Origin of the sequence: Microbulbifer harenosus, from assembly GCF_005771435.1 — a bacterium.
GTDB lineage: Bacteria > Pseudomonadota > Gammaproteobacteria > Pseudomonadales > Cellvibrionaceae > Microbulbifer > Microbulbifer harenosus.
This window is the reverse complement of record NZ_VANI01000005.1, coordinates 162,468-189,421: the sequence shown is the minus strand read 5'-3', so window position 1 is coordinate 189,421 and position 26,954 is coordinate 162,468. Positions and strand designations below refer to the sequence as shown.

The 26,954-nt window shown below is 57.6% G+C and carries 21 protein-coding genes and 5 tRNA genes; 19 read left to right on the top strand and 7 right to left on the bottom strand.

Features of this window, described 5'->3' with window-relative positions; translation table 11 throughout:
* Positions 1 to 6: 6 nt before the first annotated feature.
* On the bottom strand, positions 7 to 2,301 hold the full coding sequence (locus FDY93_RS05350; RefSeq protein WP_220446103.1) for an Orn/Lys/Arg family decarboxylase: 2,295 nt from the start codon (positions 2,299 to 2,301) through the stop codon (positions 7 to 9).
* 269 nt (positions 2,302 to 2,570) lie between these two features.
* Positions 2,571 to 3,515: a hydrogen peroxide-inducible genes activator gene (locus tag FDY93_RS05345; protein ID WP_138234711.1), complete on the bottom strand. Its 945-nt coding sequence runs from the start codon at positions 3,513 to 3,515 to the stop codon at positions 2,571 to 2,573.
* A gap of 124 nt (positions 3,516 to 3,639) precedes the next feature.
* On the opposite strand from FDY93_RS05345, the gene FDY93_RS05340 reads away from it, so the two are divergent.
* Positions 3,640 to 4,314: a carbonic anhydrase gene (locus FDY93_RS05340; RefSeq protein ID WP_138234710.1), complete on the top strand. Its 675-nt coding sequence runs from the start codon at positions 3,640 to 3,642 to the stop codon at positions 4,312 to 4,314.
* 90 nt (positions 4,315 to 4,404) lie between these two features.
* Complete coding sequence (locus FDY93_RS05335; RefSeq protein WP_138234709.1) at positions 4,405 to 6,045, top strand: SulP family inorganic anion transporter; 1,641 nt, start codon at positions 4,405 to 4,407, stop codon at positions 6,043 to 6,045.
* Positions 6,046 to 6,180: 135 nt separating this feature from the next.
* Here FDY93_RS05335 and FDY93_RS05330 read toward each other — a convergent pair whose 3' ends face one another.
* Entirely contained in the window at positions 6,181 to 6,915 is a 735-nt protein-coding gene (locus tag FDY93_RS05330; protein WP_138234708.1) for a UDP-2,3-diacylglucosamine diphosphatase, read from the bottom strand.
* 29 nt (positions 6,916 to 6,944) lie between these two features.
* The gene (locus tag FDY93_RS05325) at positions 6,945 to 7,454 is read right to left on the bottom strand and encodes a peptidylprolyl isomerase (protein WP_138234707.1); all 510 of its coding nucleotides are present in this window, start codon (positions 7,452 to 7,454) and stop codon (positions 6,945 to 6,947) included.
* A gap of 152 nt (positions 7,455 to 7,606) precedes the next feature.
* Between FDY93_RS05325 and FDY93_RS05320 the strand changes: the two genes are divergently transcribed.
* From FDY93_RS05320 to FDY93_RS05275, 10 genes are all read left to right on the top strand, one after another.
* A complete protein-coding gene (locus FDY93_RS05320; RefSeq protein ID WP_138234706.1) occupies positions 7,607 to 9,280 on the top strand; it encodes a glutamine--tRNA ligase/YqeY domain fusion protein in 1,674 nt (557 codons plus the stop codon).
* 132 nt (positions 9,281 to 9,412) lie between these two features.
* Positions 9,413 to 10,786 (top strand): cysteine--tRNA ligase, encoded by a 1,374-nt coding sequence (gene cysS, locus FDY93_RS05315; RefSeq protein ID WP_138234705.1) that lies wholly within the window; start codon positions 9,413 to 9,415, stop codon positions 10,784 to 10,786.
* A 174-nt stretch (positions 10,787 to 10,960) separates the two neighbouring features.
* Positions 10,961 to 11,149, top strand: a complete 189-nt coding sequence (locus FDY93_RS05310; protein ID WP_138234704.1) for a DUF3012 domain-containing protein — start codon at positions 10,961 to 10,963, stop codon at positions 11,147 to 11,149.
* Between the two features lie 31 nt (positions 11,150 to 11,180).
* The gene (locus FDY93_RS05305) at positions 11,181 to 12,620 is read left to right on the top strand and encodes a Wadjet anti-phage system protein JetA family protein (RefSeq protein ID WP_138234703.1); all 1,440 of its coding nucleotides are present in this window, start codon (positions 11,181 to 11,183) and stop codon (positions 12,618 to 12,620) included.
* A complete protein-coding gene (locus FDY93_RS05300) occupies positions 12,613 to 13,308 on the top strand; it encodes a DUF4194 domain-containing protein (protein ID WP_138234702.1) in 696 nt (231 codons plus the stop codon). Before FDY93_RS05305 ends, FDY93_RS05300 begins: the two co-directional genes overlap by 8 nt.
* A 5-nt stretch (positions 13,309 to 13,313) precedes the next feature.
* Positions 13,314 to 16,949 carry an ATP-binding protein gene (locus FDY93_RS05295; RefSeq protein ID WP_138234701.1) on the top strand — a complete coding sequence of 1,212 codons (3,636 nt, stop codon included), beginning with the start codon at positions 13,314 to 13,316 and terminating at the stop codon, positions 16,947 to 16,949.
* A gap of 157 nt (positions 16,950 to 17,106) precedes the next feature.
* Positions 17,107 to 17,553, top strand: a complete 447-nt coding sequence (locus tag FDY93_RS05290) for a hypothetical protein (RefSeq protein ID WP_138234700.1) — start codon at positions 17,107 to 17,109, stop codon at positions 17,551 to 17,553.
* A gap of 83 nt (positions 17,554 to 17,636) precedes the next feature.
* Positions 17,637 to 18,107 (top strand): GAF domain-containing protein, encoded by a 471-nt coding sequence (locus FDY93_RS05285; RefSeq protein ID WP_138234699.1) that lies wholly within the window; start codon positions 17,637 to 17,639, stop codon positions 18,105 to 18,107.
* Between the two features lie 14 nt (positions 18,108 to 18,121).
* Positions 18,122 to 18,865, top strand: coding sequence for a spermidine synthase (locus tag FDY93_RS05280; protein ID WP_138234698.1), 744 nt, complete (start codon positions 18,122 to 18,124; stop codon positions 18,863 to 18,865).
* Between the two features lie 113 nt (positions 18,866 to 18,978).
* Positions 18,979 to 19,434 carry a hypothetical protein gene (locus FDY93_RS05275; RefSeq protein WP_138234697.1) on the top strand — a complete coding sequence of 152 codons (456 nt, stop codon included), beginning with the start codon at positions 18,979 to 18,981 and terminating at the stop codon, positions 19,432 to 19,434.
* Here the strand turns inward: FDY93_RS05275 and FDY93_RS05270 are convergent.
* Genes FDY93_RS05270 through folD form a run of 3 tightly spaced genes read right to left on the bottom strand, consistent with a single transcriptional unit; the run spans position 19,415 to position 22,088 of the window.
* On the bottom strand, positions 19,415 to 20,482 hold the full coding sequence (locus FDY93_RS05270; RefSeq protein ID WP_138234696.1) for a class I SAM-dependent methyltransferase: 1,068 nt from the start codon (positions 20,480 to 20,482) through the stop codon (positions 19,415 to 19,417). The two genes, FDY93_RS05275 and FDY93_RS05270, sit on opposite strands and share 20 nt — an antisense overlap.
* Positions 20,483 to 20,509: 27 nt before the next feature.
* Complete coding sequence (rsuA, locus tag FDY93_RS05265; RefSeq protein ID WP_246068467.1) at positions 20,510 to 21,250, bottom strand: 16S rRNA pseudouridine(516) synthase RsuA; 741 nt, start codon at positions 21,248 to 21,250, stop codon at positions 20,510 to 20,512.
* Positions 21,243 to 22,088, bottom strand: coding sequence for a bifunctional methylenetetrahydrofolate dehydrogenase/methenyltetrahydrofolate cyclohydrolase FolD (gene folD / locus FDY93_RS05260; RefSeq protein ID WP_138234695.1), 846 nt, complete (start codon positions 22,086 to 22,088; stop codon positions 21,243 to 21,245). The genes rsuA and folD overlap by 8 nt, the downstream gene beginning before the upstream one ends.
* 264 nt (positions 22,089 to 22,352) lie before the next feature.
* On the opposite strand from folD, the gene FDY93_RS05255 reads away from it, so the two are divergent.
* From FDY93_RS05255 to FDY93_RS05225, 7 genes are all read left to right on the top strand, one after another.
* Positions 22,353 to 22,429: transfer RNA gene (locus tag FDY93_RS05255), tRNA-Pro, on the top strand.
* Positions 22,430 to 22,446: 17 nt separating this feature from the next.
* Positions 22,447 to 22,523, top strand: a tRNA-Arg gene (locus FDY93_RS05250).
* 210 nt (positions 22,524 to 22,733) lie between these two features.
* Positions 22,734 to 22,809 (top strand) — tRNA-His (locus FDY93_RS05245).
* 179 nt (positions 22,810 to 22,988) lie between these two features.
* A complete protein-coding gene (cysC, locus tag FDY93_RS05240) occupies positions 22,989 to 23,612 on the top strand; it encodes an adenylyl-sulfate kinase (RefSeq protein ID WP_138234694.1) in 624 nt (207 codons plus the stop codon).
* A gap of 285 nt (positions 23,613 to 23,897) precedes the next feature.
* Complete coding sequence (locus FDY93_RS05235) at positions 23,898 to 26,360, top strand: DUF6351 family protein (protein ID WP_246068466.1); 2,463 nt, start codon at positions 23,898 to 23,900, stop codon at positions 26,358 to 26,360.
* A gap of 207 nt (positions 26,361 to 26,567) precedes the next feature.
* A tRNA-Val gene (locus tag FDY93_RS05230) sits at positions 26,568 to 26,643 on the top strand.
* Between the two features lie 65 nt (positions 26,644 to 26,708).
* A tRNA-Asp gene (locus tag FDY93_RS05225) sits at positions 26,709 to 26,785 on the top strand.
* The last annotated feature ends 169 nt before the right edge of the window (positions 26,786 to 26,954 follow it).

Below are 26,954 nucleotides of genomic sequence, written 5' to 3'. Positions count from 1 at the left end.
GGGTCCTTACTTCAATGCGTAAATGGAATAGTTGCCATCTCGCACTTCCACACCGTGATTGTCGTGTTCGAAGCCGGGAAACTCCCGATCAAAGGCCTCAAGCGCCTTGAGGTAACCCAGTATCGGGCTATCCTCCGCGCCGAAATTTTCACCTGGCATCAGCAGCGGAATGCCGGGCGGGTAGGGCACCACTCCAGTTGCGGCAGTGCGTCCTGCCAGCTGTGTGAGCGGGAGTAGTTCTACATCGTCGCGAACGAGTGATTCGAAGGCTTGCACGGGGCTGCAGTCCGCATGTGGCAGGGTGGAAAAGCCCGCAGACATCTGCGCCGTGGTGCGCAGCTGTTTCATCCGGATAAACATTTTCCGAGCGAGATCTTGCAGGCCGAGTTCGCGGTATTCGGCATGACTGTGTGCAAGTTCTGGAATGCACTCCAACAAGGGGCAATTGTTGTCGTGGTCGCGTTTGAACGCGAGCAGGGCGTTGATCAGCGTACCCCACTTGCCTTTGGTGATGCCTAGAGAAAACAAGAAAAGAATGGTGAAGTCCGTGGTCTTCTCCACGATGATGCCGAGATTGCCCAGGTAGCTGCTCACCAGAATGGCGGGTATCCCCCAGTCACCCAGCTCACCACTGTGCTGGACGCCCGGGGTAGTAATAGACACCTTGATCGGGTCCAGCATACAGAAATCGTCTTCCAGGTTGCCAAAGCCGTGCCAGCGGTCACCGGGGCGCAGTACCCAGCAGTCGGGCGAATTGCCCAGCAATGCCGCAGGTGCTTCGTAAAACGGTGTGCTGATCCCGGTGTCCCGATCGAGGACCTGTTCCGGTTGCCAGCCATTGAAAAACCACTCTCCCTTGGTGGAATATTCGTGATTAAGCCGTGCCAGCAATTGCCGGAAGGCCACTGCTTCGGCGATGGATTCGCCGGTGAGCGCCTGTCCACTGGGGCCGTCCATCATCGCCGCGCTAACGTCATTGGATGCCATGATGGAATAAAGTGGCGACGTTGAGGCATGCATCATAAACGCCTCATTAAAACGTCCATGCTCGATGGGGCGACGGCCATCGCGAATATGGATCATCGACGCCTGGGACAGCGCTGCGAGCAGCTTGTGGGTGGACTGGGTGGCAAACTTTGTCGGCCCGCGATAGGGCACCTCGGGGTCCTGCTCGTACATCGCGAAGCGGTCGCGATATATCGGGTTAAATCGCGCATAGGCATACCAGGCTTCGTCAAAATGCAGTCTGTCCACCACCTCACCCAACAATTCCTCGACCCGGCGCACGTTGTAGCAGAGACCGTCGTAGGTAGAGTTGGTGATTACCGCGTGTACCGGAGTCTGATGTTCCGCGCCGGTGGCCAGCGGATTGTCGGATATTGCCTGCTGTATGGCCGCTTTTTCGAGTCGGTGCGGTGGAATGGGGCCGATGATTCCGTAGTGGTTGCGCACCGGAATCAGGTATGTGGGCACCGCGCCGGACATGGTCATCGCGTGCTCCACGGACTTGTGGCAATTGCGATCGCACAGCGCAATCTGGCCGCGCGTCACTGAAGACATCAGAATCACCCGGTTGGATGTTGAAGAGCCGTTGGTCACGTAGTAGGTGCGATCCGCACCGAATACCTTGGCGGCGTAGCGTTCCCCCTCCGCGATGGGACCTGTGTGGTCCAACAGTGAGCCGAGCGCTCCCACGGAAATGGACAGATCCGAGCGCAGCATATTTTCCCCATAAAACTCGTAGAATGCGCGCCCGGCTGGCGATTTCAAAAACGCGGTGCCACCGGTGTGGCCGGGGGTGTGCCAGGAGTATTCGTGCACCCGGGAAAAATACGCCAGGGCCTTGAACATCGGCGGCAATATGGCCGCTCGATAGCGCTCGATTGCACTCTGGATTCGGCCGCTGATAAACGCCGGAGTGTCTTCCAGCATCCAGATGAAGTCGTTGGACATTTCCAGTACGCGGCGCGGCATGTCTGCCACGCTGTCGCGGTCGGCAAGGAGAAAAACCGGGAGGCGCTCATTGCGGGCGCGCAATTCCCCGAGAATTTCCAGCGCGCCGTGGGCGGTGTTTTTCCCGGGTATTTCCCAGCTCAGCAGTAGACATTGAATGCCGGGATAGGCAGCCAGCAGAGCACTGGTGTCTTCCACGGTGTCTGCGGTGATGAGCTTTACCTGGCGCTTTTCCAGCTCTTTCTGCAGGCGGCGTGCCGCGACACCTGCGGCGGAATCGGCGTTGATATCTTCACTGGCCAGCAAGGTAAGCATGCTGAGAGGAGCGCGTTCATCGACAGATACCACGGGCGGAACTCCAGAGTCTGGTGGGAAGTGTTACGTAATATGGTGCTTAACCGCTTGCTGAAAAGACCATCCACAACCTTTCAACCCGGGTTTGTGTGCATGTCTGCAAATCTTCTATGGCATGTCGTGCACTTGGGGGCTTAGTTTGCGGCCGGGCCGAAGATGGCGCGGTTTGACATGTTGTTTTTCAACAACCTGTTAAGTTTTAGCAGAATTCACGCAACTGGTTGGCGGCTCTGGTGATCGCGACGCGGGTCGTATGACCTGCGTCAAGGGCGATCCACGGTCACCACATCCCCCAATCGCTCGTGCACAATTTCCCGGATCTGGACGGCGAGATCCCGGTAGAACCTCCTCGCCGGCGCGCTGGCTCGCCATACCAGGCCGTGTTGGCGGCGAATTGGTTTTGACTTCAATTCACTCACATGCAGTGCTTCCGGATTGTGCATTTCCGAGTGCACATACAGTCCGGGCAGAAATGCCACGCCCAATCCCATCACCACCATCTGGCGCAGTGTGTCCAGGCTGGTGCCTTCATAATCCCGCTGCAAATGCGCGCCCAGGCTTTGGCATATTTCCTGAACCTGGTGGTGGAAATGGTGTTGATCCTCGAGCGTCAGTACTTTTTCGCCCCGCAATTGTGAGGGGGTTACCTGGGACTTGCCGGCGAGTCGGTGATCCGCCGGCACCACGAATTTGAGCGGCTCGGTAAACAGCGGCTCCACTGCGATGTCGTCGCGGTTCACTGGGAGGGGCACGATGGCGATGTCGTAAGTACCTTCGGCCAGCGACTGAATCAGCAGGCGGGGCGGCGCTTCGCGTACATAGAGTTTCAGACGGTGATGGCGCGCGTGCAGGGTGGGTAGCACATTGGGCAAAAGATAGGGGCCGAGTGTGGGGGGGACCCCCAGTTTGTAGGTGCTCTGGTGGCCCTGGGATATCAGCTCGGCATGCTCGGTGAATTCACGCATGCCGAGGATCAGGTGTCTCGCCTGTTCCAGTAGTTCGCGGCCTTCTGGTGTGAGCAGCGTACCCGAGCGGGAGCGCTCGAACAGCTGGATGCCCAGAGTGGTTTCCAGCGCCCGGATCTGGGTGGTAAGGGCGGGTTGGCTAACCCTCAATTCCTCCGCGGCGCGGCGAAAATTCGAGCGTGACGCAATGGTCACAAAATACTCCAGCTGCTTGAAGCTCGGGGGGGGCACATTTGCGGCCATGGGGGCTCCGGGGTTCTCTGATAATGAGATGTTATCAGCAAATGGTATTTCAATTTATTGAACTATCACAAAATAATGGATTCGAACCTGGTTGCCCAGTCTTGAAATTCAGTAAGGAGTTTTCATGGAGCGTGTAATTTCCGGTGTGGCGAAGTTTCAAAAGGAAGTCTTCCCGGCTAAGCAAGAGCGTTTTACCAAGCTGGCGAATGGCCAGAATCCTGAGGTGCTGTTCATTACCTGCGCAGACTCCCGCATTGATCCGAACCTGGTGACCCAGACTGAGCCGGGCGAGCTGTTCATCTGCCGCAATGCCGGCAACGTGGTACCTCCGCACAGCAGCCAGACAGGCGGTATGACCGCTTCCATCGAATTTGCGGTGGCTGCGCTCGGGGTGTCTCACATTGTGGTGTGCGGTCACACGGATTGCGGTGCCATGAAGGGCGCCATCGCCCCCGAAAAGCTGGACGGTCTTCCGCACGTGAAGGAGTGGCTGGGCCACTGCCGTTCCGCCACGGAAGTGGTGCGCGGTCGCCACGGTGACCTGTGCAGCGATCACCTGGATGAAGTGACCTGTGAAAACGTGATTCAGCAGATGCAGCACCTGCGGACCCATCCCGCCGTGGCCAGCGGTCTCGCCAACGGCGGTATCACTCTGCACGGCTGGGTTTACAACATTGGCAGCGGCGAAGTGCTGTGCCTCGACGAGGAAACCCGTGAATTCAAGCCGATGGAAGAGCGCTACCGTGCCCTTTTCGGTGAGTTGCCGGAAGCGTTGACCAGCGGCGCCAGCGGCGCTTGAGGCGCGGATTTTGCATCGCTTGATACCGAATGCTTGAGATGGTGGCGTCCTGGCAAGGAAGCTGAGTAGTTTCAATGAGGTTGAGCTGTCATGAAGTTTGATTTGTCCAATTTGCGCGGTGACATCACCGGCGGTATTACCGCCGGCGTTGTGGCGCTTCCCCTCGCGCTGGCACTGGGTGTGGCCTCGGGCCTTGGCCCGATGGCTGGTATGTATGGCGCCATTGCCGTGGGATTTTTTGCCGCGCTGTTTGGCGGTACTGGGCCGCAGATCTCCGGTCCCACCGGGCCGATGGTTGTGGTTCTGGCGGGACTGTTCGCAAGCCTGTCTGGCGACGCGTCCCTGATCTTTACCGCGGTGATCCTGGCCGGTGCGCTGCAGGTGGCGTTTGGTGTGCTCGGTATCGGGCATTACATCCGCCTCGTGCCGTATCCGGTGATCTCCGGCTTTATGACCGGCATCGGTGTCATCATCATCATCCTGCAGTTGAACCCGCTGCTGGGGCACGCCTCACCGAGCGGCACCCTCGGGGCGCTCGGCAATGTGCCGGAGGCCTTGGCGGATATTCACCCTGCCAACCTGCTGCTGGGCCTCGCCACACTGGCGATGGTGTATCTGTGGCCGGCGAAGTGGGGCCGCTATGTGCCGGCGCCGCTGGCGGCACTGATTGCCGGTACCCTGGTTGCCTTCTTCGCTCTGAACGTACCGGTGCTTGGCAGCATTCCCACGGGGCTGCCGGAATTGCATTTGCCGGTGTTTGGCGGGGATCAGATGATGCTGGTGGTGGAAGCTGCGATCATTCTCGCGGTGCTCGGCTCATTGGACAGTCTGCTGACCTCTCTGGTGGCAGACAACATGACCCGCACCCGCCACCACAGCAACAAGGAGCTGATCGGGCAGGGTATCGGTAACGCGGCAGCAGGCTTTATTGGCGGTATCGCCGGTGCGGGCGCCACCATGCGCACCGTGGTCAATATCCGCTCCGGTGGTCAGACCCGTATATCCGGTATGGCGCACTCCTTGGTGCTGCTGGCGGTGGCGTTGGGGCTGGGTCCGTTGGCGGAGAATATTCCGCAGGCGGTACTGGCCGGTATCCTGGTGAAAGTCGGCCTGGATATCATCGACTGGAAATACCTGAAGCGCGCGCACCAGGGCCCCCGTTGGGATCTGTTGCTGATGGTGCTGGTTCTGGGTATGACCGTATTCGTCGACCTGATTACTGCGGTGGGCGTTGGTGTGGTGTTGGCGGCGCTGGCTTACGTCAAGCAGGTTGCGAGCCTGCAGATCGAGCACCTGCGCAACCTGCCGGAGCATCTGGACAGCGAGGAAGACAAGGCCATTTTGGAGCGCAACCGCGATCGCATCGCCCTGTTCGAGTTCAGCGGCCCGCTGAGTTTTGGTGCGGCGGCCGACCTCGGCCATCATGTTCGCGAGCAGAGCAGTGATCAGTCCCGAGTGTTGATCCTGGACTTTTCCTCTGTACCCTTTCTGGATTTGTCCGCAGCGCTGGCGGTGGAAACCGTTGCTTCAGACGCCAAAGATAGCGGCAAACAGCTGTTCCTTGCGGGTATGAACGAAGAAGTTCACAAGGTCTTGAAGGGGCTCAACGGGAGGATTCCCGCCCAGGGTACATTTGACACTCTAAGTGAGGCGCTGTGTGCCGCCGAGAAGGCACTCCAGCTTTCGGATGCGGGCGACAAGCCGGAGGGCGCACTGCCGGCCGCTGGCTGACACGGTGTAATCTGGGCTCGCGGCGCCGGACTTGTACGGCCCGATACGCAAAGCGCCTGCCGACTCCGGGTAACCCGGGATCGGCAGGCGCTTTGTCATTTAGGGTGGACGCTCTTTGCCCGGCGGGCTCTCAGTTCAGGCCTGTTGTGTCAGTGGCCAGTGGATCAGATCAAGCCCGTTTTCATCGGCCCTGATGCACCAACCCTGGTCGCCCCAGTCTCCCAGCACAATACGTTCTGCGGGCTCGCCGTCGACCGTGAGCGCATGGCGCGCGGGGCGATGGGTGTGGCCGTGGATCAGGGTGCGGACGCCGTGCTCGGTCATGACGCTGACCACTTCGCCCGGGGTGACATCCATGATGTCTTCCGCTTTGCGGCTGTTCATGGATTTGGATACGGCGCGGATCTGCGCGGCAATCTGGCGCCGTTCTTCCAGGGGTTTGGCGAGCAGCGCCTGCTGCCACGCCGGGTTGCGCGCCTGCTGGCGGAAGGCCATGTATTCGCGATCAAGGGTGCACAGACTGTCGCCGTGCATCAGCAGTACCGGCTCGCCGGCAAGTTCGATGGTGCAGGGGTCCTGCAGCAGTTCCGCGCCGCAGTGCCGGGCGTAATTCTCGCCCAGCAGAAAATCGCGGTTGCCGTGCATGAAGTAGACCGGGGTGCCGCTGTCGCGGTAGGTCTTCAGGTGGCGCGCCACCTCACGGGGCAGGGGGGCATCGTCGTCGTCCCCGATCCATACTTCGAAAAAGTCACCGAGTATGTACAGCGCGTCGGCACCGGCGGCCGGGCCTTCCAGGAAGTCATAAAAGGCCCGGGTGATATCCGGGCGGGATTCGTCCAGGTGCAGGTCTGAAATAATGAAACTGGCCACTGGAGAATTCCGTCCTCGGGTCTCGACGATTACTTGTCTGAGTAGGCGTCGGAAATGGTCACACCGGTGATCTCGATGGTCTCGGTGGGCACATCCTGGTGGAAGCCATTGCTGCCAGTGGGCACGGATTTGATTTTGTTTACCACATCCATGCCGTCGACCACCTTGCCGAACACGCAGTAGCCCCAGCCCTGGGTGTCTTTGGAGCGGAAGTTCAGGAAGTCGTTGTCTTTCACGTTGATGAAAAACTGAGCAGTGGCTGAGTGTGGATCCATGGTGCGCGCCATGGCCAGGGTGCCGGTGTCGTTCTTCAGGCCGTTGTCCGCTTCGTTCTCGATGGACTCGCGGGTGGGCTTCTGATCCATGTTCGGGGTCATGCCGCCGCCCTGGATCATGAAATTGTTGATTACTCGGTGAAAGATGGTGCCGGTGTAGAAGTCTTCGCGGCAGTACTGCAAGAAGTTCGCAGCGGTCTTCGGTGCCTTGTCAAAGTCCAGTTCGATGGCGATGTCGCCATGAGTGGTGTGCAGAGTGATCATAAATTGTCCTGTCCGGGTCGGTTTCGGGCGGCATGATACTCTTATCGCGGCGCCGATCACAGCCCAGATGGCACCTATCAAAACCCGCGCGGTAACGCTCAACTGCGTTATAATCCCGCGCTTAGTTTGTACAGCTGTATATAGAGAAAGCTATGACATCCGAGAGCAAGCCCGCTCACTTCTTACAGAATATCATTCGCGAAGATCTGGCCGAGGGCCGGGTCAGCCAATTGACCACCCGTTTTCCGCCAGAGCCCAATGGCTACCTGCACATCGGGCACGCCAAATCCATTTGCCTGAATTTTGGCCTGGCGAAGGAGTTCGGTGGCAAGTGCAACCTGCGCTTCGACGATACCAATCCGGCGAAGGAGGACGTGGAGTATGTCGAGTCCATCAAGCGTGATGTGGAGTGGCTCGGCTTTGAGTGGGCTGGCGAACCGAAATACACCTCGGACTATTTTGACCAGCTGCACCAGTGGGCCATCCACCTGATCCAACAGGGCAAAGCCTACGTTTGCGATCTGTCTCCCGAAGAGGCGCGCGAATACCGTGGCACCCTGAAAGCCCCGGGCAGGAACAGCCCCTACCGCGACCGCTCGGTGGAAGAGAACCTGGACCTGTTCGGGCGTATGACCGCGGGTGAATTTGACGAGGGCAGCTGCAGCCTGCGCGCCAAAATTGATATGGCTGCGCCGAACATCAACCTGCGCGACCCGATTATCTATCGCATCAAGAAAATGGCCCATCACCAGACTGGTGACAAATGGTGCGTCTATCCGAGTTACGACTTTGCCCACGGCCAGTCCGATGCCATTGAGGGTGTCAGTCACTCCATCTGTACCCTGGAGTTCGAAGACCACAAGCCGTTGTACGACTGGTTCATCGAAAACCTCCCGGTGCCCGCGCGTCCGCGCCAGTACGAATTCGCCCGTTTGCACCTGAACTACACCGTAGTGTCCAAACGCAAACTCAAGCAACTGGTGGACGAAGGATTTGTGGACGGTTGGGACGACCCGCGCATGCCGACCATTTCCGGCCTGCGTCGCCGCGGCGTGACACCGGCGTCGATCCGTCAGTTCTGCGAAATGATCGGCGTCACCCGCGCGGATTCCACCGTGGATGTAGGTATGTTGGAATATGCCATCCGCGACGACCTCGACAAGAACGCCCCCCGCGCCATGTGCGTGATGGAGCCGCTCAAGGTCACCCTCACCAACTACCCGGAAGGTCAACAGGAAATGCTGAACGCTCCCGGTCACCCGGTGCGCGATGATCTGCCGGCGCGGGAACTGCCATTTACCAGAACCGTGTATATCGAGCAGGAGGACTTCCGCGAGGAAGCCAACAAGAAATACAAGCGTCTGGTATTGGGCAAGAAGGTGCGCCTGCGCAACGCCTATGTCATCCAGGCGGATGAAGTGATCAAGAACGACGCCGGTGATATCGTCGAACTGCGGTGCTCGGTCGATCTGGATACCCTCGGTAAAGACCCGGCGGACGGTGTCAAACCCAAGGGCGTGATTCACTGGGTATCGGCGGACAACAACGTGGATTGTGAAGTGCGCCTTTACGACCGCTTGTTTAACGATGAATCCCCGGATGTGGGTGACAAGAACTTCCTGGATTCGGTCAATCCGGACAACCTGAAAATCCTGAGCGGCTGTAAAGCCGAAATCGGCCTTGCGGACGCAAAGCCGGGGCAGGGCTACCAGTTCGAGCGCAACGGTTACTTCTGTCTCGACAGTAAATACGGCAGCGCAGAAAAACCCGTGTTCAACCGCACCATCGGACTGCGCGATTCCTGGGCGAAAGAGCAGGACAACTAATTCATTGCATGCGTTTTTTGTAGGAGCCTGCCTGCAGGCGAATCGTTCTGAGTTCTGGACCGTTCGCCTGCAGCCAGGCTCCTACACGGCGAGCAACTACCACTAAATTCAAAAGACAACCAGCGGGAAGCGATGCCTCTCAAGCTCTACAACACCTTTTCCGGTGAAAAGGAAGTATTCCAGCCACTGCAGGAAAACCGCGTGCGTATGTACGTGTGTGGTCCCACCGTGTACAACCGCGTGCATATCGGCAACGCGCGTCCTGCGGTGGTGTTCGACACCCTGTACCGGGTGCTGAAAACTCTGTACAGCGATGTGGTTTACGCGCGCAATATCACCGATATTGACGACAAGATCATGAAAGCGGCACGGGAGAATGGCGAGGAAATCGCCGCGCTCAGCGCGCGCTTCGCCCAGGCTTATTTCGAGGATATGCAGGCGCTGAATAACCTGCAGCCGGATGTCACGCCCTATGCCACCGAGCACTTGCCGGAAATGATTGCGATGATTGAGCGCCTGGTCGAAAAGGGGCATGCCTATGAAGCCTCCGGCCACGTTCTGTTCGCGGTCGAGTCCATGGAAGACTACGGCAAGCTTTCCAAGCGTTCCCTCGACGACATGCTCGCCGGCGCGCGGGTAGAAGTGGCACCGTATAAAAAATACGCCGGTGATTTTGTCCTGTGGAAGCCGTCTTCCGATGACGAACCGGGTTGGGAAAGTCCCTGGGGGCGCGGTCGCCCGGGGTGGCACCTGGAGTGCTCCGCGATGATCAAAAAGCATCTCGGTGACACCATCGACATACACGGCGGCGGCCGCGACCTGACCTTCCCGCACCATGAGAACGAGCGCGCCCAGAGCTGCTGCGCCAACGGTGTGGATTTTGTGCGTTACTGGATGCACAACGGCTACGTCAATATCGACGGCGAGAAAATGTCCAAGTCGCTGGGTAACTTCCGCATGGTCAACGACCTGCTGCAGCAGTATCCCGGTGAAGTGCTGCGTTTTGCACTGCTCTCAGCGCACTACCGCTCGGAACTGAACTTCAGTGCCGATCTGCTGGATCAGGCGTGGCGCACCCTCGACGGCCTTTACGGGGCCCTGCGCGAGACCCAGGCAATACCTGCTGAGCGGGGTGACCTGAGCAACACGGCATTTATGGTGGCACTGCACGACGACCTGAATACCCCCATCGCCATCAGCGAACTGCACCAGTTGGCACGAGAGCTGAATAAGGCCGCCGAAGCGGACAAGCCGGCGCTCAAAGGCCAGTTACTCGCCGCGGGCGAACTGCTCGGCATTTTGCAGATGGATGCAGAAACCTGGTTCAAGCAATCCCGCGGCGGTGACGAAATCAGCGAAGACGAAATTGAGGCGCTGATTGCCGAGCGCCAGAAGAGCAAAGCAGACCGCAACTTTGCTCGTGCCGACGAGATCCGCGAAGAGCTCAAGGCAAAAGGTGTAGTGCTGGAAGATAGCCGTGAAGGAACCAAGTGGCGCCGGGAGTAACGCATAACTTCCGGTAACCCCCTGTAGGAGCCTGCTTGCAGGCGAACAAATCGAAGCTCCAAACCGTTCGCCTGCAAGCAGGCTCCTACAGCGTTCGAATCGAGCTCAAGCGGAGTGGTGGACAAGCAATCCAAGTCCCCCATCAAGACAAAAATCAACGTAAAAGAAGCTAGCATGAAAAACATCCTGATCATCCTCACCGCCTCCATCGCCGTCCTCACCCTCGCCGCCTGCGAACCCAAACGCGGTTCCGAAGCGTGGTGCAAAAAAATGGACGAAACCCCAAAGGGTGACTGGAGCTTTAAAGACGCCGGCGACTACACCAAATACTGCGTACTGAACCAGAAGCCGGAAGAGAACTAAGCGCCACGCCAAGCAAACGGAAGTTCCTGCGTTGTTCTTTGCAGATTCCTACCAGCACTTTTTCCGCCCTCTGACCGGGAAATACCGCGAGCAGGTGGTGGAATGCCTGCGTCTGCTATACGAGCGGCTGTATACCGCTAAAGCGGATTACGGTGAGTCGCTGAATCGCGAGCAGATCCTGGAAATTTTTTCCGAGGCGCTGACGCGCGCGCCGCAGCTCGACAGCGACGATAGCAGTGAACCGGAAGGGCGCTTTCGCAATCTGCGCGAGCAGGCGGTTTGGGTACTGAACAATCTCGTGGAGTTTGGCTGGCTGGAAAAGCTGGTGGATACCGCCACGCTTTCGGTTTCCTTTCCCTTCAGCCGCCGCGGTCGCCTGTTCACCCAACCATTGGTGGAATTGAACAGCACCCGCGTGCGTACCCGCCACCGCAATACCCGCAATACGCTCAATGCGCTGGAGGCTTTTAACAGCCGCGGCGAGGTTTACGATCTGATTGACGCCTGGGAATATTCCGAGCGTATCGTGGCCGACTTCACCGATATGATCGCCGAGCTGGAAGAGCGCAAGCGGGAACTGGTGCGCGAGGTGGAGGCACAGATTCTGGTGCAGCAGGCTACGGAAGAATTCTTCTCGTTTATGGAAAGCCGCTTCCAGCCGGATCTGGCCATTCGTCTTTCCGCCGATAGCGTGGAAAAACATCGCGACAGCATCGGTCGCGTCATCGGCCAGATCCGCCGCAAGGACAACAGCAAAAAGGCCGAGTGGGAGCGCCGCCTGCGCCAGCAGCTACCGGAGCTCTACAGCGAGGGGCAATCGGTCCTCTGGCTGATGCTCGATACCATCGAAGACCGCATGCGCCGCGCCTGTGAAGTAAAACTCCCGGCACTGCGCCACGCGCTGCAGGGGTTCACCAAACGGGCGGAAATCATCATTCGCCAGCTCAGTTATCTGCAGAGCCACACCGAGGGCGCGTTCACCGATCTGTGCCAGGAACTCGGCAAGTCGCCCGAGCGCGACGCTTTGCTTGGCGAGCTCGGCAACCAGCTGGCCTCTTTCCAGCTGCGCCTGTTTGATCCCAGGCAGACCCAGCTCTGGCATCGCAGCCGCCGAGCGCCCGTAAATACCCTGGTGGAAGACGAAGCCCCCCTCAGCGACGACAGCCAGCGGGAAATCGTCCTGCAGCAATTGCTGGATCAAGCGTTCAACTTCAACGGCAGTGACCTGCGTCATTATCTGAGCGATGCTCTCGGTCGCGGGCAGAAAGTCAGCAGTCGCGATCTGCCACTGAATAATGCCCGAGACCTGCTTGCCATGAGTCACGCGCTGGAAGCGGCTGCGGTATCCCAGGACGGCAGTGGCCCGTTCATGCAGGTGACCTTTACCGGAGAAGTCGCGAGCAACGACTACTTCGAACAATTTGACGAATACACGCTTGAATTGAAAACCGAGTTGAATAACCGTGATTGAACAGGCTTTGGAAGAGGCGCTGGCCCAGTGCCGGCTGACCCGCAATGAATTTTCCGAACTGCTGGTGCGCCTGCTGGATTACGGTGTGATCTGCCGGGATGAAAGCAATGTGGAAAGCATACTCTACGACCGTTTCCAGCGCTGCGAACAATTAATCCGCGAGTGGATTTCCCCCCTCGGCCTGCGCCTGCAACACGACAGTCGCTTCCAGTTTATCCGCGTGTATCCACCGGGCGCCGAAGTACCGGGTATGCCAGATCAGGAGGAGCCGCACCACGGTGGCTTCCGCGCGCGCCTTGGTCAGCAGGAAGTTGCCGCGATCCTGGTGTTGCGGGTCGAGTACGACAAATCCCTGCGCGAAGGCCAGGTGGACGACCACGGCTGCGTGGCCCTGACGCTGGAGGCGCTGGAGCTTGGGATGCGCAACCTGCTGAAGATGTCACTGCCGGACAAGCAGATCGAGCGGAAGCAGTTGCTGAAAAAGCTACGACAGCTTCGCCTGATCCAGTTCAACGGCGATGATAGCGATGCGGTAGTCGACACCCTGTTGCGGGTGCGCCCGACCATTGCCCAGTTTGTCTCCGAATCCGCATTGGCGCAGCTGGTCGGTGAATCCGGGAAAGATGACGCAGAGATTGAGCGGATTACGCCGGAAAATGAAGACCACAGTTTGTTCAGCGAGTCCTGATTCCCATGTTTCTTAAAAAGCTCATCCTGATCAACTGGGGCAATATTCCCCAGCTGGAATACGAATTCGGGCCGATCAACCTGTTTTCCGGCGGTAACGGCTCGGGCAAGACCACCGCGGCGGACGCAATCCAGACGCTGATGACCGCCGCCCACGATACCCTGTTTACCTTCAACCCCGGGCAGGATGAAACCACTCAGCGCGGCCGTGGGGGAAAACAAGTGCGCACCCTCGCGTCCTATGTCTTGGGTTGTGACGATGGCAGCTATGCGCGCCTGCAACCGACGGATTGTTACATTGCCGGGGTTTTCCACCCCACCGATGGTGAAGACGGCGAGCCCTTCACGGCAATCATGGGGATCCGCGCTCATCTGGACACCAGCGCCAAGCCCGCGCAGGCCCGCCAGGAAAGCCTGAAGTTTTTTGTGATCCCCGGCGAGCAGCTGGGGATGGGCGATTTCGTCAAGGAATACCAGGACGGCAAACACCTGTTGCCGCTGGACCGCTTTTACAGTGTGATCGGCAAGCAGTTCGACAAGGTCGAGCAGTACGACAAGAAAAAGGCCTACCTGCGCCGTCTCTACGGCGCGCTGCGCGGGCGCAAAGATGCGGTTCCTGATCGCGAGGCCACCCATGCGGCACGTACCTTTGCCAATTTTATGGCCTACAAGCCAGTAAAAAGCATCAATGATTTTGTCGCCCAGGAAGTGCTGGAAAAGCGCGACCTCGGCGAAGCCATCCGCTCTGTCTCGGAATTGATGAAGACCATCCACGGTATGGAGCAGGAGGCGCGGGAAATCGTCGACCGAGTCGACAGTCTTCAACGCATCGCGGAATCCGCGGATATGTACCGCAGCCAGTGGCTGCAATTGCGGGTGCAGGAATACCTTCAAGCCAAGCACCAGCAATTGCGGGTGCAGAAAACCTATCTCGAAGGTAAAAACCGGCAAAAAGAGACCCGCGCGGAACTTGAGCGTGCAGGGCAGGAAATCCAGTTGTCGGAAGGTCGTGCACGATTGCTCAACGAGCAGCTGGTGTCTATCCAGGCCCAGCGCCAGGGTATTGCCGCGCTGCGCAGCAAGGATGAGCTGGACCAGAAAATCTCAGAAGCCAATCGCACCCTGTCTTCGTTAGGTACACCACTGGCCTCTCAGCAGCAGACCTTTTCCGCCAACCAGGCCGCTGCCGGTGATCTCCTGTCGCTGTTGAACAGCACTTCGGTGTCACTGGAGATTCCGGCATTCAGTGGTGGCGGATTGCTCAAGTCCCTGAAGGCCGTAGCCCGCTGTGATGACCTGCCGCAACTGCAGGGGTTGCTCGGCAAAGACTGGATTGACCTATCCGCGCAGGAGTCTCTGCGGGAGCAGGCGGCGTCGGCAGAAGCTCTGCAGAACCGCCTGGTACAGCAGATGACGGATGCCGATCCGGGGCAGGTCACCCTGCGGGATCTGGTAAACGATCTGGTTTCCCGTGGCGAGCAGAAAACCCAGCAGTTGCAAAAGGCGCTGCAGGCGCAGGAATCCCGCATCCATTATCTGCAGTCCAACCGCGTCCACTATCCGCCCTATGTGGATCAGGCGCTGGCCGCGATTCGCGAGCAGTGCCCGCAGGCGGAGCCGCAGGTGTTGTGTGATTTCGTGGAGGTGTTGGACGAGCGCTGGCAGATGGCGGTGGAGGGTTATCTCGGTGGTGCCCGTTTCTCCATCATCGTCGACGCCAGATTCGAAGCAGAGGCCATCAGTATCGTGCGCGCTATGCCCGGCAAGAATAACCGCGCGCGGGTGATTCAGGGCGACAAGGCGCGGCGCGATGCGGAGCGGATGGAGACCCCGAAAAAATCCATCATCGAACTGATGTCGTTCAATCACAAAACTGCGGAGTATTATCTGCGCGCGTCCTACGGTAGCGTGCAGCAGGTACGGGATGCCGATGAGCTGCGCAGTACCCGTCGCGGTCTCACCCCCGAGGGTCTCGCCAGCGGCAACTACAGTATGTGGCGCTGTGATATCGACGACGGTGAGCTGGTATTTGGACAGGGTGCGCGGGCGCGGGCACTGGCGGCCCAGGAGCGGGCCATGCGCCAGTTGCTCAAAGAAGCTACTCAGGTCAATGAGCATCAACAGCAATTGCGCAAGCTCGCCCAGGCAGTGCGCAGCCTTGTGCCCCTGAAACTACTCGAGTCCGTGGATGCTGCGTTGAATGCGCAGCGCCAGCGGCGCAACGCGGAGCAGGCACTGTCCAACCTGGATCTCGACGACGGTATCGAACTGGAACAGCAGGCCAACGAACTACACCACAAGCTGGATACCGAGCGGCAGCAGGGGGCCAGCCTGCAGAAGCTGGTGGGCAAGCTCGAGACCAATCTCGACAGCATTGCCAAGCAGCTGAATGCGCTGTCCGGCCAGCTGGATCAGTTGGATGAAGAATTGTCAGACTGTGAAGCGGCGGTGCAGCGCATTGTGCAAATTGCCCCGGATTTCGATGCCGAGACCGCGCTGCAGAACGCCGATGACCAAGCCGCTCAGGCTGGCGATGGCTTCGATTTTGCCCGGGACGTAAGCGAATGGCAGGGCCTGTTGCAGAAATACAGTCACCAACTGCTGAAGGCGGTGATGGACTACAACAGCTGCAGTGGCACCGGTGACACTTTGTCTTTCGATCCGGATTTTGCCGCCGGTCACAGCGAGGGCCAGTTCAAGCTGGTGTGCCAGCTGGTGGAGCAGGTTACTGCACTGCGCAACCGCCTGAAGAACAATCTACTGGTGGACCGCCATGAGCAATTGCTGGGTCTGAAAAAATCGTTCAACACCACCTTCGTCACGCATTTGTGCCATGCGATTTATCAATCGATCAACGACGGTAAGCGGGTGCTGGACGATCTGAACCAGGAGCTGGAACATCACCGTTTCGGTGCCGACCGCGAGCGCTTCCGGTTCGACTACCGCTGGGTGCCGGAATTCAAGGAGTACTGGAACTTCTTCAAGGCGGTGATCGAATTGCCGAACCTGGGCGAGGAGCAGAGCCTGTTTGATGCAGATCTCGCCCCCAAGCACCAGCAGGTGCGCGATCGCCTGCTGAATATGTTATTGAGTGAAGATGAACAACTCGCCCGCCGCGAACTGGACCGCATCAGTGATTACCGCAACTATCGCAATTACGAAATCTACAAGGAACCGGAGGGCAAAGAGCCTATTGCGCTGAGCCAGTACGGCACCGGCTCAGGCGGTCAGCTGGAAACCCCGGCCTACATCATCCGCTCCGCGGCGGTCACGTCCGCATTCCGTTTTAATGACGGCAGCAGCCACCTGAAAATGGTACTGGTGGATGAGGCCTTCTCGAAAATGGACGAATCCCGCTCGCGGGAGGTGATCCGCTATCTGACGGAAACCCTGGGGCTGCAATTACTGTTCATCATGCCCAGCAGTAAATCCGGCCCATTTATGGACCTGATTTCCAACCAGTTCGTGTTCAGTAAATGCCCGAGCCCTAAACCCATCGGTGAGCTCAAAACCCGTGTGTATGTTGACCGCAAGGTGTGCAATCAGGAAAAGATTGCCGCACTCTGGGCTAACCACCGCCGCACCATCCGCCAGCAGGCGAGTCTGGAGTTTCTGGACATGCTGGAGACAGTGGAAGGCTGAATCGGATCTGATGAAATCGTAGCGGCCCAGCCAGTCATTTATTGAACTTGCGTTTTACGCGCCAGTTCGCGGAAGATATCTCCACTTCCGCTAGTATTCGGCGGGCCATTAACGGCACATCTAAACATACATTCGCGCTTGAGCAGGGGAGGCTGGGATGCGTCAGTTTTCGATTTTGTTGGTCTTCGTGGTGGCTTTCGGCGGTGCTGCAGTGCTATATGAACAGGAAAGTCGCAAGGTTAAAGGCGTGTTGTCCCAGATCACCGATCTGCAGGCCAAAGTGGGAGACATGCAGGCCGAAATCAATCGGCTGAACGCGGAGCTTGAAGCGGTGAAGGTTGCCGAACGCCGCCGCCCGAGTCTGAACAATATCGCCGCCCGGGTGCTGAATAACGAGCCCGCCAAACCGGTGTCGGCAAGTGGCCAGTCGTCTGGCGCTGCGGCGAGCCTGGTAGCTGGTGATGTGACCGCTCCTGGCCCCGCCATTCGCGGCCGCGGTGAGTCTGGGGATGACGCCGAATGGTCCAGGCCTACGGTGGATGCAGAGGCGCGTGAATCCCTTGGTGCTGACGGAACCGAAGCGGTGGCTGATCCTTATCGGTAGTCGACCGACAAATCGCGACAAGTCTTTACAAACAGGCCCGCTTAACCAAGCGGGCTTTTAGTTTTAAATGTCTGGAATCTGTTATGACGGTAACCGCATTCTATCAATCCTTATGTGACCAGCTGTCCGGGCTGTTGTCAGGTGAGCGTGACTGGCTGGCGAACACGGCCAATGCCAGCGCGCTGTTGTTTCTGGAGCTCCCGGACATCAACTGGGCCGGGTTTTATTTCCTGTGCGGTGATGAGCTGCGATTGGGGCCATTTCAGGGCAAACCGGCCTGTACGCGTATCCCGGTAGGTGCGGGCGTGTGCGGTACTGCAGTCAAGATGGGTCAGTCGCAGCTGGTGGAAGATGTCCATCAGTTCCCGGGACATATCGCCTGTGATGCTGTTTCCGCATCGGAAGTCGTGGTGCCGTTGTACAACGGCGATCGCTGCATCGGCGTGCTGGATATCGACAGCCCGCAGGTGGCCCGGTTTACCGAGCAGGATCTCGCCGGTATTGAGGCGTTTGCGCAAACGCTTCTGCGGCACTCCGACCTGCCGACAGAATAGATAAAGGCTCGGGGATGGCGCTGATCTGGCGGAAGCAGGTTGGGATTACCCGTTACGAGGTCAGGACTCACGGGGCTACGGTGCGGCTCTACAGTAACGGTGTGTTTCACTCTCAGTGGAATCCGAATGATCCGCTCAAGGGTTCTCTGTGGGAATTGCTGTTACTGCCAGCATTTTTTCGGTCGCGACAAGAGCTGCGGCGGGTATTGATTCTAGGCGTCGGCGGTGGTGCGCTGATCCGTTTGTTGCAACACTTTGTGGCGCCGGATCAGATAGTTGGCGTGGATATTGATCGCCATCATTTGAGCATTGCGCAAAAGTTTTTCGGGGTGCGCGAAGCCAATCTCATTTGTGCCGATGCCAGACAATTTGTTGCCGAGCTTGCTGCTAGTAATTCCGAATCTTTCGACTTGATCGTGGATGATCTGTTTGGTCATTGCGACGGTGTGGCAGAGCGGGCCATTACTGCGGATCTCCGCTGGAGCAGCCAGCTATTGAAGCTGCTCGCTCCTGATGGACTGATAGTCAGCAACTTCGGTAGTCGCCAGGAGCTGCTGCAGAGCGGCTGGCGTGCTCCGGCGATGCGTGCACACATGGCGGGCGCTTATTCTGCCGATCTTCCCGGCTATGAAAACAGTATTGGCATATTCAGCAGGGCGCCGCTTTGCCGTTCGGTTCTGACGGATGGGGCACCAGCGCAGATCAATCCCTCCAACCCCTCGCGCAGACTGGACGCCCGCTTGCGGAAACTTCGGTGATAGTGCCCGGTACGGTAGCGGATAGCGCGCACCCAAGACACAAACCGGATTGGCGCCTGAATGATCCGTGAGTCTATACTGATTTTAGGCAGTTGTTTTCCCGGGATCAGTTGATGCGCTACAAGACCTTGGAAGATGTGATTCAGGAGGGGAGGGAGTTCCACCTGAAACTGAGTCGGCTATATGAAGAATTCGAATTAGTGGCTGCGAATGCGCGGGCGGTTTTATTGTTGGACCAGCTCAAGCGGCGTGAATTGTCGATGACGCATACACTTGAGAATTTCCGTGAGGACATCGGTGAGGGCGCACTGCATACCTGGGTCCAGTTTGCCCCGGAGGGGCGTGAGCCAGAGCTGCTGCAGCGTCTGAGAAATACCGATATCACGGATGTGGAAGCCATTGGCAAGGTGGCGATGGACATTGAGGTCTATCTGGCGGATCAGTACCGGGATCTGTTGCTGATCGCGGATACGCCAAGCGCCAAACACGCGCTGGAGCGTTTGTTGGAGCTCGAGCAGCTGGAAGAGCATACCCTGTCTACCAACCTGTTTAATTTGCGCGATATTTGACGGTCTCTATATTGGATTTGGTCAGTCGATAAACGCAGAAACCGTGCTCCTTGTTCAGCAGTTCCACCTTCTGGAACAGTCTCTCGGCCTTCCTGCCGATGGGTATGAATTCATTGACCACAAAAAGCGCAGTGCCTTCGGGGCACAGTATGCGCGCCGCTTGTTGCAGAAAGCGGTCGGTGAGATCACCTTCCACCTGGAATCCCTGGTGAAACGGCGGGTTGCAGATCACCAGTTGCGCGGTGCCGGTTCTGATTTCCGATCCCGCATCGCCGGCAGTTACCGTGCCGTGAATATTTCGCGCCTGAAAATTTTTCCCACAGGCGAGAATTGCCGCCGCGTTGTTGTCCGTCGCCTGAATATAAAGTTTCTCCCGCGAGGGAAGTAAACTGGCCAACTGAGTGCTCAGGTAGCCGTACCCGCAACCGAGATCGACGACACGAAAATCCGCGGTGTTGTCTGCCGGCAGGCATTGGGGTAGTTCCCTCACCAGCAAGGCGCTGCCAACATCAATTTTATTCCAGCCAAACAACCCTGGCTTGGACCAGAGACCATCCAAGGCTTCCGGCTGGCGCAGGCGTGTGTAGTCGGTATCTTCCAGCGGCACGCCGGTTTTTCCGGCATGAAAAACGCTGGTGCTCAGATAATCATTGCCATGTTTCTGCAGTTGCTTGGGGCTGCCAAGTCTTGCTGCGGCCTTTTGCGCATAGGTTTTGATACCGCTGGACTTTTCGCCGAGAAGCAGCAGCTCTCCACCATACTGCAGTACTTCTGCCGCAGCGTTGATGACATGGTGTACCGCAGCTTTTTCCTTCGAAACGGGATAAACGATGCGGGTATATTTCTCGCCCTTACTGCCCAATTCAAAATCACAGAAGTTTGCGGGAATACCGGTCGCTTCGGCCGCGCAGACAATATCCCAGCGATTGCTGAGCAGGCTGCCGGCAAAGTGGATGCCGGCAGACAGCAGCGCTTTGCTGTTTTCGTCCGCAATCCAGAGGGTGTATTCGTCGCTGTCGCGAAGAAGTTGAGAGAGCAGGGTTTGCATAGTCCAGATATCTGTTTATCGCCGCGATCAGTCCGCTTCGGACGCGCTGGCATCTGCTCCGCCGACACTGGCGATTTCCTCGGCGCTGAGCAGGCGGTATTCCCCTTCGGTGAGTTCTTCATCCAGCACAATGTCTCCGATGCGCTCGCGGTGCAGTTCCAGCACCCGATTGCCGAGTGCGCCGAACATACGCTTGACCTGGTGGTAGCGGCCCTCGCTGATGGTAATGCGGACCTCATTGCGGTAGAGAATTTCCAGTTCCGCGGGTTTGGTGCGCTTCTTTTCGTTGTTCAGCCAGATACCTTTGGCAAACTTGTCGACCGCGCTCTCATCAATGGGGTTGGCCAGATGCGCGTAATAGGTCTTGGCGCAGTGATGCCGGGGCGATGTGATCCGGTGAGACCACTGGCCGTCGTCTGTGATCAGTACCAGGCCGGTAGTATCAATATCCAGGCGGCCCGCAATATGCAGCTTGTGTTTGTTGGGTTCGTCCAGCAGGTCGAGCACCGTCGGGTGCTCACCATCTTTGGTGGCGCAGACGTAACCCAGTGGTTTATTCAGCATGAAGTAGCGCGGGCCGGCCTCCGTGAGCAGATCGCCGTCCAGGCAGAGCTCGTCGGTGTCGAGGATTTTGGCGGACGGGTCGGTCACCGTCACGCCATTGACGGTGATCCTCTGTTGTTTCGCCGCCCGCTTTACTTCCGCCCGCGACAGGTCCGTGACCTGGCTGATGGCCTTGTCGAGGCGCAGGGATTTACCTTCAGCCAATCTTCTTCTCGCCGGAATCAACGGACTGATAGATCAGGGTGTTGATGGTCATGGGACCAACGCCACCGGGAACCGGGGTGTAAGCGGCGACGCGATCCACCAGCGGGCCGAGTTCGATATCGCCAACACCACCCGGGTGGTAGCCGGCATCCACCACCACGGCGCCATCTTTGATCCATTCGGCCTTGATAAATTCCGGGCGGCCCACGGCGCCAACAATGATATCGGCGCGGCGAATATGGTCCGCCAGGTCCTTGGTGCGGGAGTGGCAGATGGTAACGGTGGCATTGGCGTTCAGTAGCATGGCCGCCATAGGCTTGCCGAGAATCGGACTGCGGCCGACAACCACTGCGTGCTTGCCTTCAAACTCGATATTGTAGGCTTCGAGCAGACGCATAATGCCCTTGGGCGTCGCACACCCATAGGCCTCTTCACCCATGGCCATGCGGCCAAAGCCCAGACAGGTCACGCCGTCGACGTCTTTTTCCAGCGCGATTGCATCGAAACAGGCGCGCTCATCAATCTGCTCCGGTACCGGATGCTGCAGAAGGATGCCATGTACATTCGGGTTGGCATTCAGTTCTTCGATTTTTGCCAGCAACTCGTCAGTAGTGGTGGAAGAGGGCAGCTCTACCTGCAGGGAATCCATGCCAATACGGCGACAGGCATTGCCCTTCATCTTTACGTAGGTCGCCGAAGCGGGATCGTCCCCCACCAGAATGGTGGCGAGGATCGGCGTTTGGCCGCCGCTTTTTTCTTTCAGTGCGGCTACGCGGGAAGAGAGTTCTTCTTCGGTTTTCTGGGCAAGGGCCTTGCCGTCCAGAACCAGTGCAGACATAGAAATATCTCAACTTGATCGAAGAGCTGGCGTCAGAGAACGGCAGGCTCTACTTGGAGGTTGTGTGGAAGCTTTATGAAAGGGCGCTATTTTCGCACAGGCGGCGAACAATTTCCCCATCCAGTCGCGGCCGGTGACCGTGCGGCCGGGTACGGATAGAGGAAAGGTTAAACTACTTTAAAAATAATAGGTTAGCGGCGTTGACACCCCCGGGGGTCGCAAGTAATATGCGCGCTCTCGAACGGGGGCAACCCCATAGGGAATCGGGGCATAGCGCAGTCTGGTAGCGCGCCTGCTTTGGGAGCAGGATGTCGGGGGTTCGAATCCCTCTGCCCCGACCAGATTTCCGGGTTTTCTTGCGCCCGTAGCTCAGCTGGATAGAGCATCCGCCTTCTAAGCGGATGGTCGCAGGTTCGAGTCCTGCCGGGCGTGCCATTATTTATGGTGGCTGCGAGCTTGGTGGACTTGTGATTGTCCGCTGCTGGCCTCAAGTCGCAGGACTATTCCGGCCAGTCAGCACCGCTGACTGGCGCCAGAACAATCGCAAAGCTGAGCTTTGCAAACAATTGTTCTGGCCCTGCCGGGCTTTATGCCAGGGCAGGACATTGGTGTCGCCACAGGACATCAATTAAAACTTTATCAATGGTGGCCGTAGCTCAGTTGGTAGAGCACAGGATTGTGGCTCCTGAGGTCGCGGGTTCGATCCCCGTCGGCCACCCCATATTTGACCTGTTGGTCCCATGAACCCGGCTTTATGCCGGGTTTTTTGGTTTTAGGCTTTTATTGTTCTATGGGTTGCCTTTACCTGGGTTAGGGCGATCTAGGATAATGTGCGCCAGTTTTGTAATTTCGGTCGTGGAATTGGCCGAATCCAGCCACTTTGGTAGTTAGGGGAAGAATGTGACGGAAGTAGTTGAGCGCAAGGCAACCAATGTTCACTGGCACGATGGGGAAGTAACCCGTGGTGACCGTGCTGCGATGCTGGGGCATAAAGGGGTCACTTTGTGGTTCACCGGCCTGTCCGGCTCCGGCAAAAGCACCGTAGCGGTTGCGGTAGAGAAAGCGCTTGCCGCTCGCGGTGTGCTGAGCTATCGCTTGGATGGCGATAATATCCGTCTTGGCATCAATTCAAACCTGGGCTTCTCCGCGGAAGATCGCCAGGAAAATATCCGCCGTGTGGGTGAAATCTCCAAGCTGTTTGCGGATACCGGCGTGGTTGTGCTGAGCAGCTTTATCAGTCCCTATGCGGAAGACCGCGCCATGGTGCGCAAGGTGCATGAAGAGGGCGACCTGCCGTTTATGGAGGTCTTTATCGACTGTTCGCTGGAAGCGGCGGAAGAGCGCGACCCCAAAGGCCTGTACAAAAAGGCCCGCGCAGGGGAAATTCGCGGCTTTACCGGTATCGACGATCCCTACGAGGCGCCGGCAAACCCGGAGTTGCATCTGCGCACAGACCAGATGACCCTGGAAGACGAAGTGGATGCGGTGATCAAGTCTCTACAGGCGCGCGGCATTATTGTCTGACGCCTTTTGGATTGGCGGCCCGCCGTTTAATTTTTCGGCGTGCTGCCTGCCCCTGCTTTTGGGGCAAAAAATGGTGCGATTTGCTTACAATATCCGGATTTCATTCTTCTAATAGCCGCTTTCTGCGGTCTAAATTTTAAAACGACCCGCACGACGCACTTTCTGCGTATTCCTTTCTCATTTTCTTCGAGTTTACTACTCCGCCAAGTCTCCGACGCTTTTCCCGGCGCCACATATACTGTTGCTGTGCCACCTCGATTGCTTGATCTGACAGGCTGATGCAGTGTGATTGCGCGCTGCGCTGGCACAGGGAAGACGAAAAGGTGTACGGAGGCGTATATGGCTTGGAGCGAACGGAATTTCTCCGCGCGGCGGTTCGGCACTCGGCGGATGATAAAGGCCGTCGCAATTTCATTTTTTGTGTTGTTGGGATTCGGCGGTTGGTTTGTGTATGAAAAACTGCCCAGAATTCCAGGTGTTCCTAAGGCACCTGTCGTCGGTGTGCCCCAAGGCGCCCTGGATCACGCTCCAAAACCAGCCTATGCTGGGGAGCATCCGCGTAAGAGTGGTCGCCCAACCGAATATTTCCCGTTCCCGATTGCAATTGGCGAATCAGGTCCGGTAGAAACCCTGTTCTCTGGCCCTTCCACGTATCCTTTCCTTTGCGGCGAAAATACCGTTACTAACGCCCAGCCACTGGTCGATAACCACAATGGTGAAGGTATACCCGTGTTTGCGCTGGATGACACTGGCAACCAGACGGATGAAGTCATCGGGTACAGCCGGGATTGCAGTCACACGACGTCCGTCTCTTATTACTACCGCAGTACGCAGGACGGTGCTTTCCATCCATTGGGAAACGCGAACAATGACATCGATCAAGTAACTGTTAATGGCAAAACCACAGACTTTGTCGTGCGCCTGGAGACGGGAACAATCAATCGTTTTTTCTATGCGATTGCAGCACTACGTGGTGACAGCGAGACGGCGGACAAGCCGACAATCAGCAACTGGAACAAGCGCCTGATATATCAATTTCGCGGCGGTGTGGGCGTTGGGCGCCGTCAGGGCAATATGAGCCGGAAAGCGATTATCGAACGCCGAGAAGATCAGCTCGCCCGAGGCTACGCGGTAGTCTACTCCACGGCAAACCAGACCAGTAATCACTACAATATCTGGCTTGCGGAAGACACGGCTCGGCGCCTTAAAAAGCAATTTATCGCGCTGTATGACGAGCCCATGTATACCGTGGGAATCGGTGGCTCCGGTGGTGCCATCCAGCAGTATCTGCTGGCCCAGAACGCCCCCGGTGTTCTCGATGCCGCACTTCCCCTCTACTCCTATCCGGATATGGTGAGCCAGACCACTTATGTGTTCGACTGCGAACCGCTGGAATATTTTTTTGACGTGGTCGCTGCCGATAATCCTCGCTGGAAGGATGTGACCGAGCGCGAGGCGGTTATCGGTCTGGCTTCACAGAAAGAATTTGATCATCGGTTCAAGGCTCTGGAAAACGTTGCAGCGCTGTTTGACGGCCGCTACCGCAATACTGCGGAAGGCTCATCGGAGTGCGTTCAGGGGTGGCGAGGGCTAGTGCCACTGGTGAACAATCCCAACTTTGTGCACTTTAGCCAAAGCTTTGCCGATCCGGTCGCCAGGAATACTCACTGGACCCACTGGGAGGATCTTCGCGATTTTTACGGTGCGGGACCGGATGGCTATGCCAACAGTGCCTGGGATAATCAGGGGGTCCAGTACGGCCTGGAAGCACTGAAAAAGGGTGAAATCAGCATCGATGAATTTCTGCGTCTGAACGCGACCATCGGTGGATGGAAGGCTCCCACCGAGCAGGGCGGTGAAAAACTCTGGTTTATGAATGGTGATGTGTTCCCTGTCGAGCTGTCGGTATGGAGTGAGCACAATATGAATCTCGGCAGCCTGGATAACCCTGCACCTCGAAGTGTGGCGAGTGTTGAAGCCATTGAAGGAATCTATCGTTCCGGGCATGTTTTTCTCGGCGATGTGGAAATCCCGATAGTTGACGTGCGGCATTATCTTGAGGGCGAACTGGATATGCACCACAGCCTTGCGTCCTTTTCCAGCCGCGAGCGAATCCGCCGTGCCCGTGGGCACTCGGACAACCAGCTGATCTGGATGAGTCACAAGGGGTACGATCCCGTTGACGAGGCGCTGGATATCATCGACCACTGGATGCAAAGAATTATCGAGCACCCCGAAATGGGTGTGACAGGCAACAAACCAGTTGAAGCCACCGATCGCTGCTTTGATAAAAATGGCAATGTAATGGCAGCGGGGCCGAGTGTGTGGGACGGCTCCTGGAACAGTAAACCGGCAGGGGCGTGTATGCGGAAATATCCTATTTACAGCACTCCTCGCCAAGTGGCTGGCGGCCCCATCACCGGTGACATATTCAAATGTGAGTTGCAGCCTCTTGAGCGCGCTATTGCCAAAAACACCTACGGCGTGGCGTCCGCCGCGGTCGTGGAACACATTGAAGACATGCGCAGAGTCTTCCCGGATGGCGTTTGCAACTTCAACGCACCAGATGTTGGGCGCCCGAAAGAGCGGCTTTTCGACCAGGGCGGCGATGTCATTATTGCAGGGCATGTGATCAGCGCAGATTATCGTCAGTTGCCGGGAGACATCGCCCGGGATGCTGAGGTGCGACAAGAAGAGATCATGCCAGTGCCAGTATCTGACGGTGGGCAGGAGTTGGGCACGGACTGAATTGAAATCGACAGAGCAATTGCGCAAGAGAGTAGAAAACGAACTTTTGGTTAACAAAGATACAGCGAAGATGCCCGGGGAATTTTGGCGCATTTTTTGTTGACACAACAACGCAGTCCGGTATGATGCGCCTCGCTCTCGGGGGATGACCCAGAGTCGCGAGGATGTCTCAGGAAATCTGCAGCAAGGTTTTCTCAGAATCCAAGTGGGTGGTTAGCTCAGTTGGTAGAGCGGCGCCCTTACAAGGCGTAGGTCACAGGTTCGACCCCTGTACCACCCACCAAATCCTGATTTGTAGGAGCCTGCTTGCAGGTGAACCGTCAAAGACGGAATAGATCAGGCTACCGCGGACCGGTAGTTCAGTTGGTTAGAATGCCGGCCTGTCACGCCGGAGGTCGCGGGTTCGAGTCCCGTCCGGTCCGCCATTTACCCGAAGGCCCCGCTTGAAAGAGCGGGGCCTTTTTCGTATCTGTGTCCGCAAAACCGTGACCTTCCGGTCCTACGTTCGGTATGTCGAGCCCAGCTCAGCTCTCTCGCTATTTCCACTTAGTCTTGCAAGTTGCAGTTTGTCCTATCCTGACATAGAATTTGGTC

What these genes read in the sequence shown, in the direction of transcription:
- FDY93_RS05285 (WP_138234699.1), top strand. Translation starts at nt 17,637, where the DNA reads ATGACGGTAACCGCATTCTATCAATCCTTATGTGACCAGCTGTCCGGG.
- folD (WP_138234695.1), bottom strand. Translation starts at nt 22,088, where the DNA reads ATGTCTGCACTGGTTCTGGACGGCAAGGCCCTTGCCCAGAAAACCGAA.
- FDY93_RS05270 (WP_138234696.1), bottom strand. Translation starts at nt 20,482, where the DNA reads ATGCAAACCCTGCTCTCTCAACTTCTTCGCGACAGCGACGAATACACC.
- FDY93_RS05275 (WP_138234697.1), top strand. Translation starts at nt 18,979, where the DNA reads ATGCGCTACAAGACCTTGGAAGATGTGATTCAGGAGGGGAGGGAGTTC.
- FDY93_RS05310 (WP_138234704.1), top strand. Translation starts at nt 10,961, where the DNA reads ATGAAAAACATCCTGATCATCCTCACCGCCTCCATCGCCGTCCTCACC.
- FDY93_RS05290 (WP_138234700.1), top strand. Translation starts at nt 17,107, where the DNA reads ATGCGTCAGTTTTCGATTTTGTTGGTCTTCGTGGTGGCTTTCGGCGGT.
- FDY93_RS05320 (WP_138234706.1), top strand. Translation starts at nt 7,607, where the DNA reads ATGACATCCGAGAGCAAGCCCGCTCACTTCTTACAGAATATCATTCGC.
- FDY93_RS05335 (WP_138234709.1), top strand. Translation starts at nt 4,405, where the DNA reads ATGAAGTTTGATTTGTCCAATTTGCGCGGTGACATCACCGGCGGTATT.
- FDY93_RS05340 (WP_138234710.1), top strand. Translation starts at nt 3,640, where the DNA reads ATGGAGCGTGTAATTTCCGGTGTGGCGAAGTTTCAAAAGGAAGTCTTC.
- FDY93_RS05295 (WP_138234701.1), top strand. Translation starts at nt 13,314, where the DNA reads ATGTTTCTTAAAAAGCTCATCCTGATCAACTGGGGCAATATTCCCCAG.
- FDY93_RS05345 (WP_138234711.1), bottom strand. Translation starts at nt 3,515, where the DNA reads ATGGCCGCAAATGTGCCCCCCCCGAGCTTCAAGCAGCTGGAGTATTTT.
- FDY93_RS05325 (WP_138234707.1), bottom strand. Translation starts at nt 7,454, where the DNA reads ATGATCACTCTGCACACCACTCATGGCGACATCGCCATCGAACTGGAC.
- FDY93_RS05280 (WP_138234698.1), top strand. Translation starts at nt 18,122, where the DNA reads ATGGCGCTGATCTGGCGGAAGCAGGTTGGGATTACCCGTTACGAGGTC.
- cysS (WP_138234705.1), top strand. Translation starts at nt 9,413, where the DNA reads ATGCCTCTCAAGCTCTACAACACCTTTTCCGGTGAAAAGGAAGTATTC.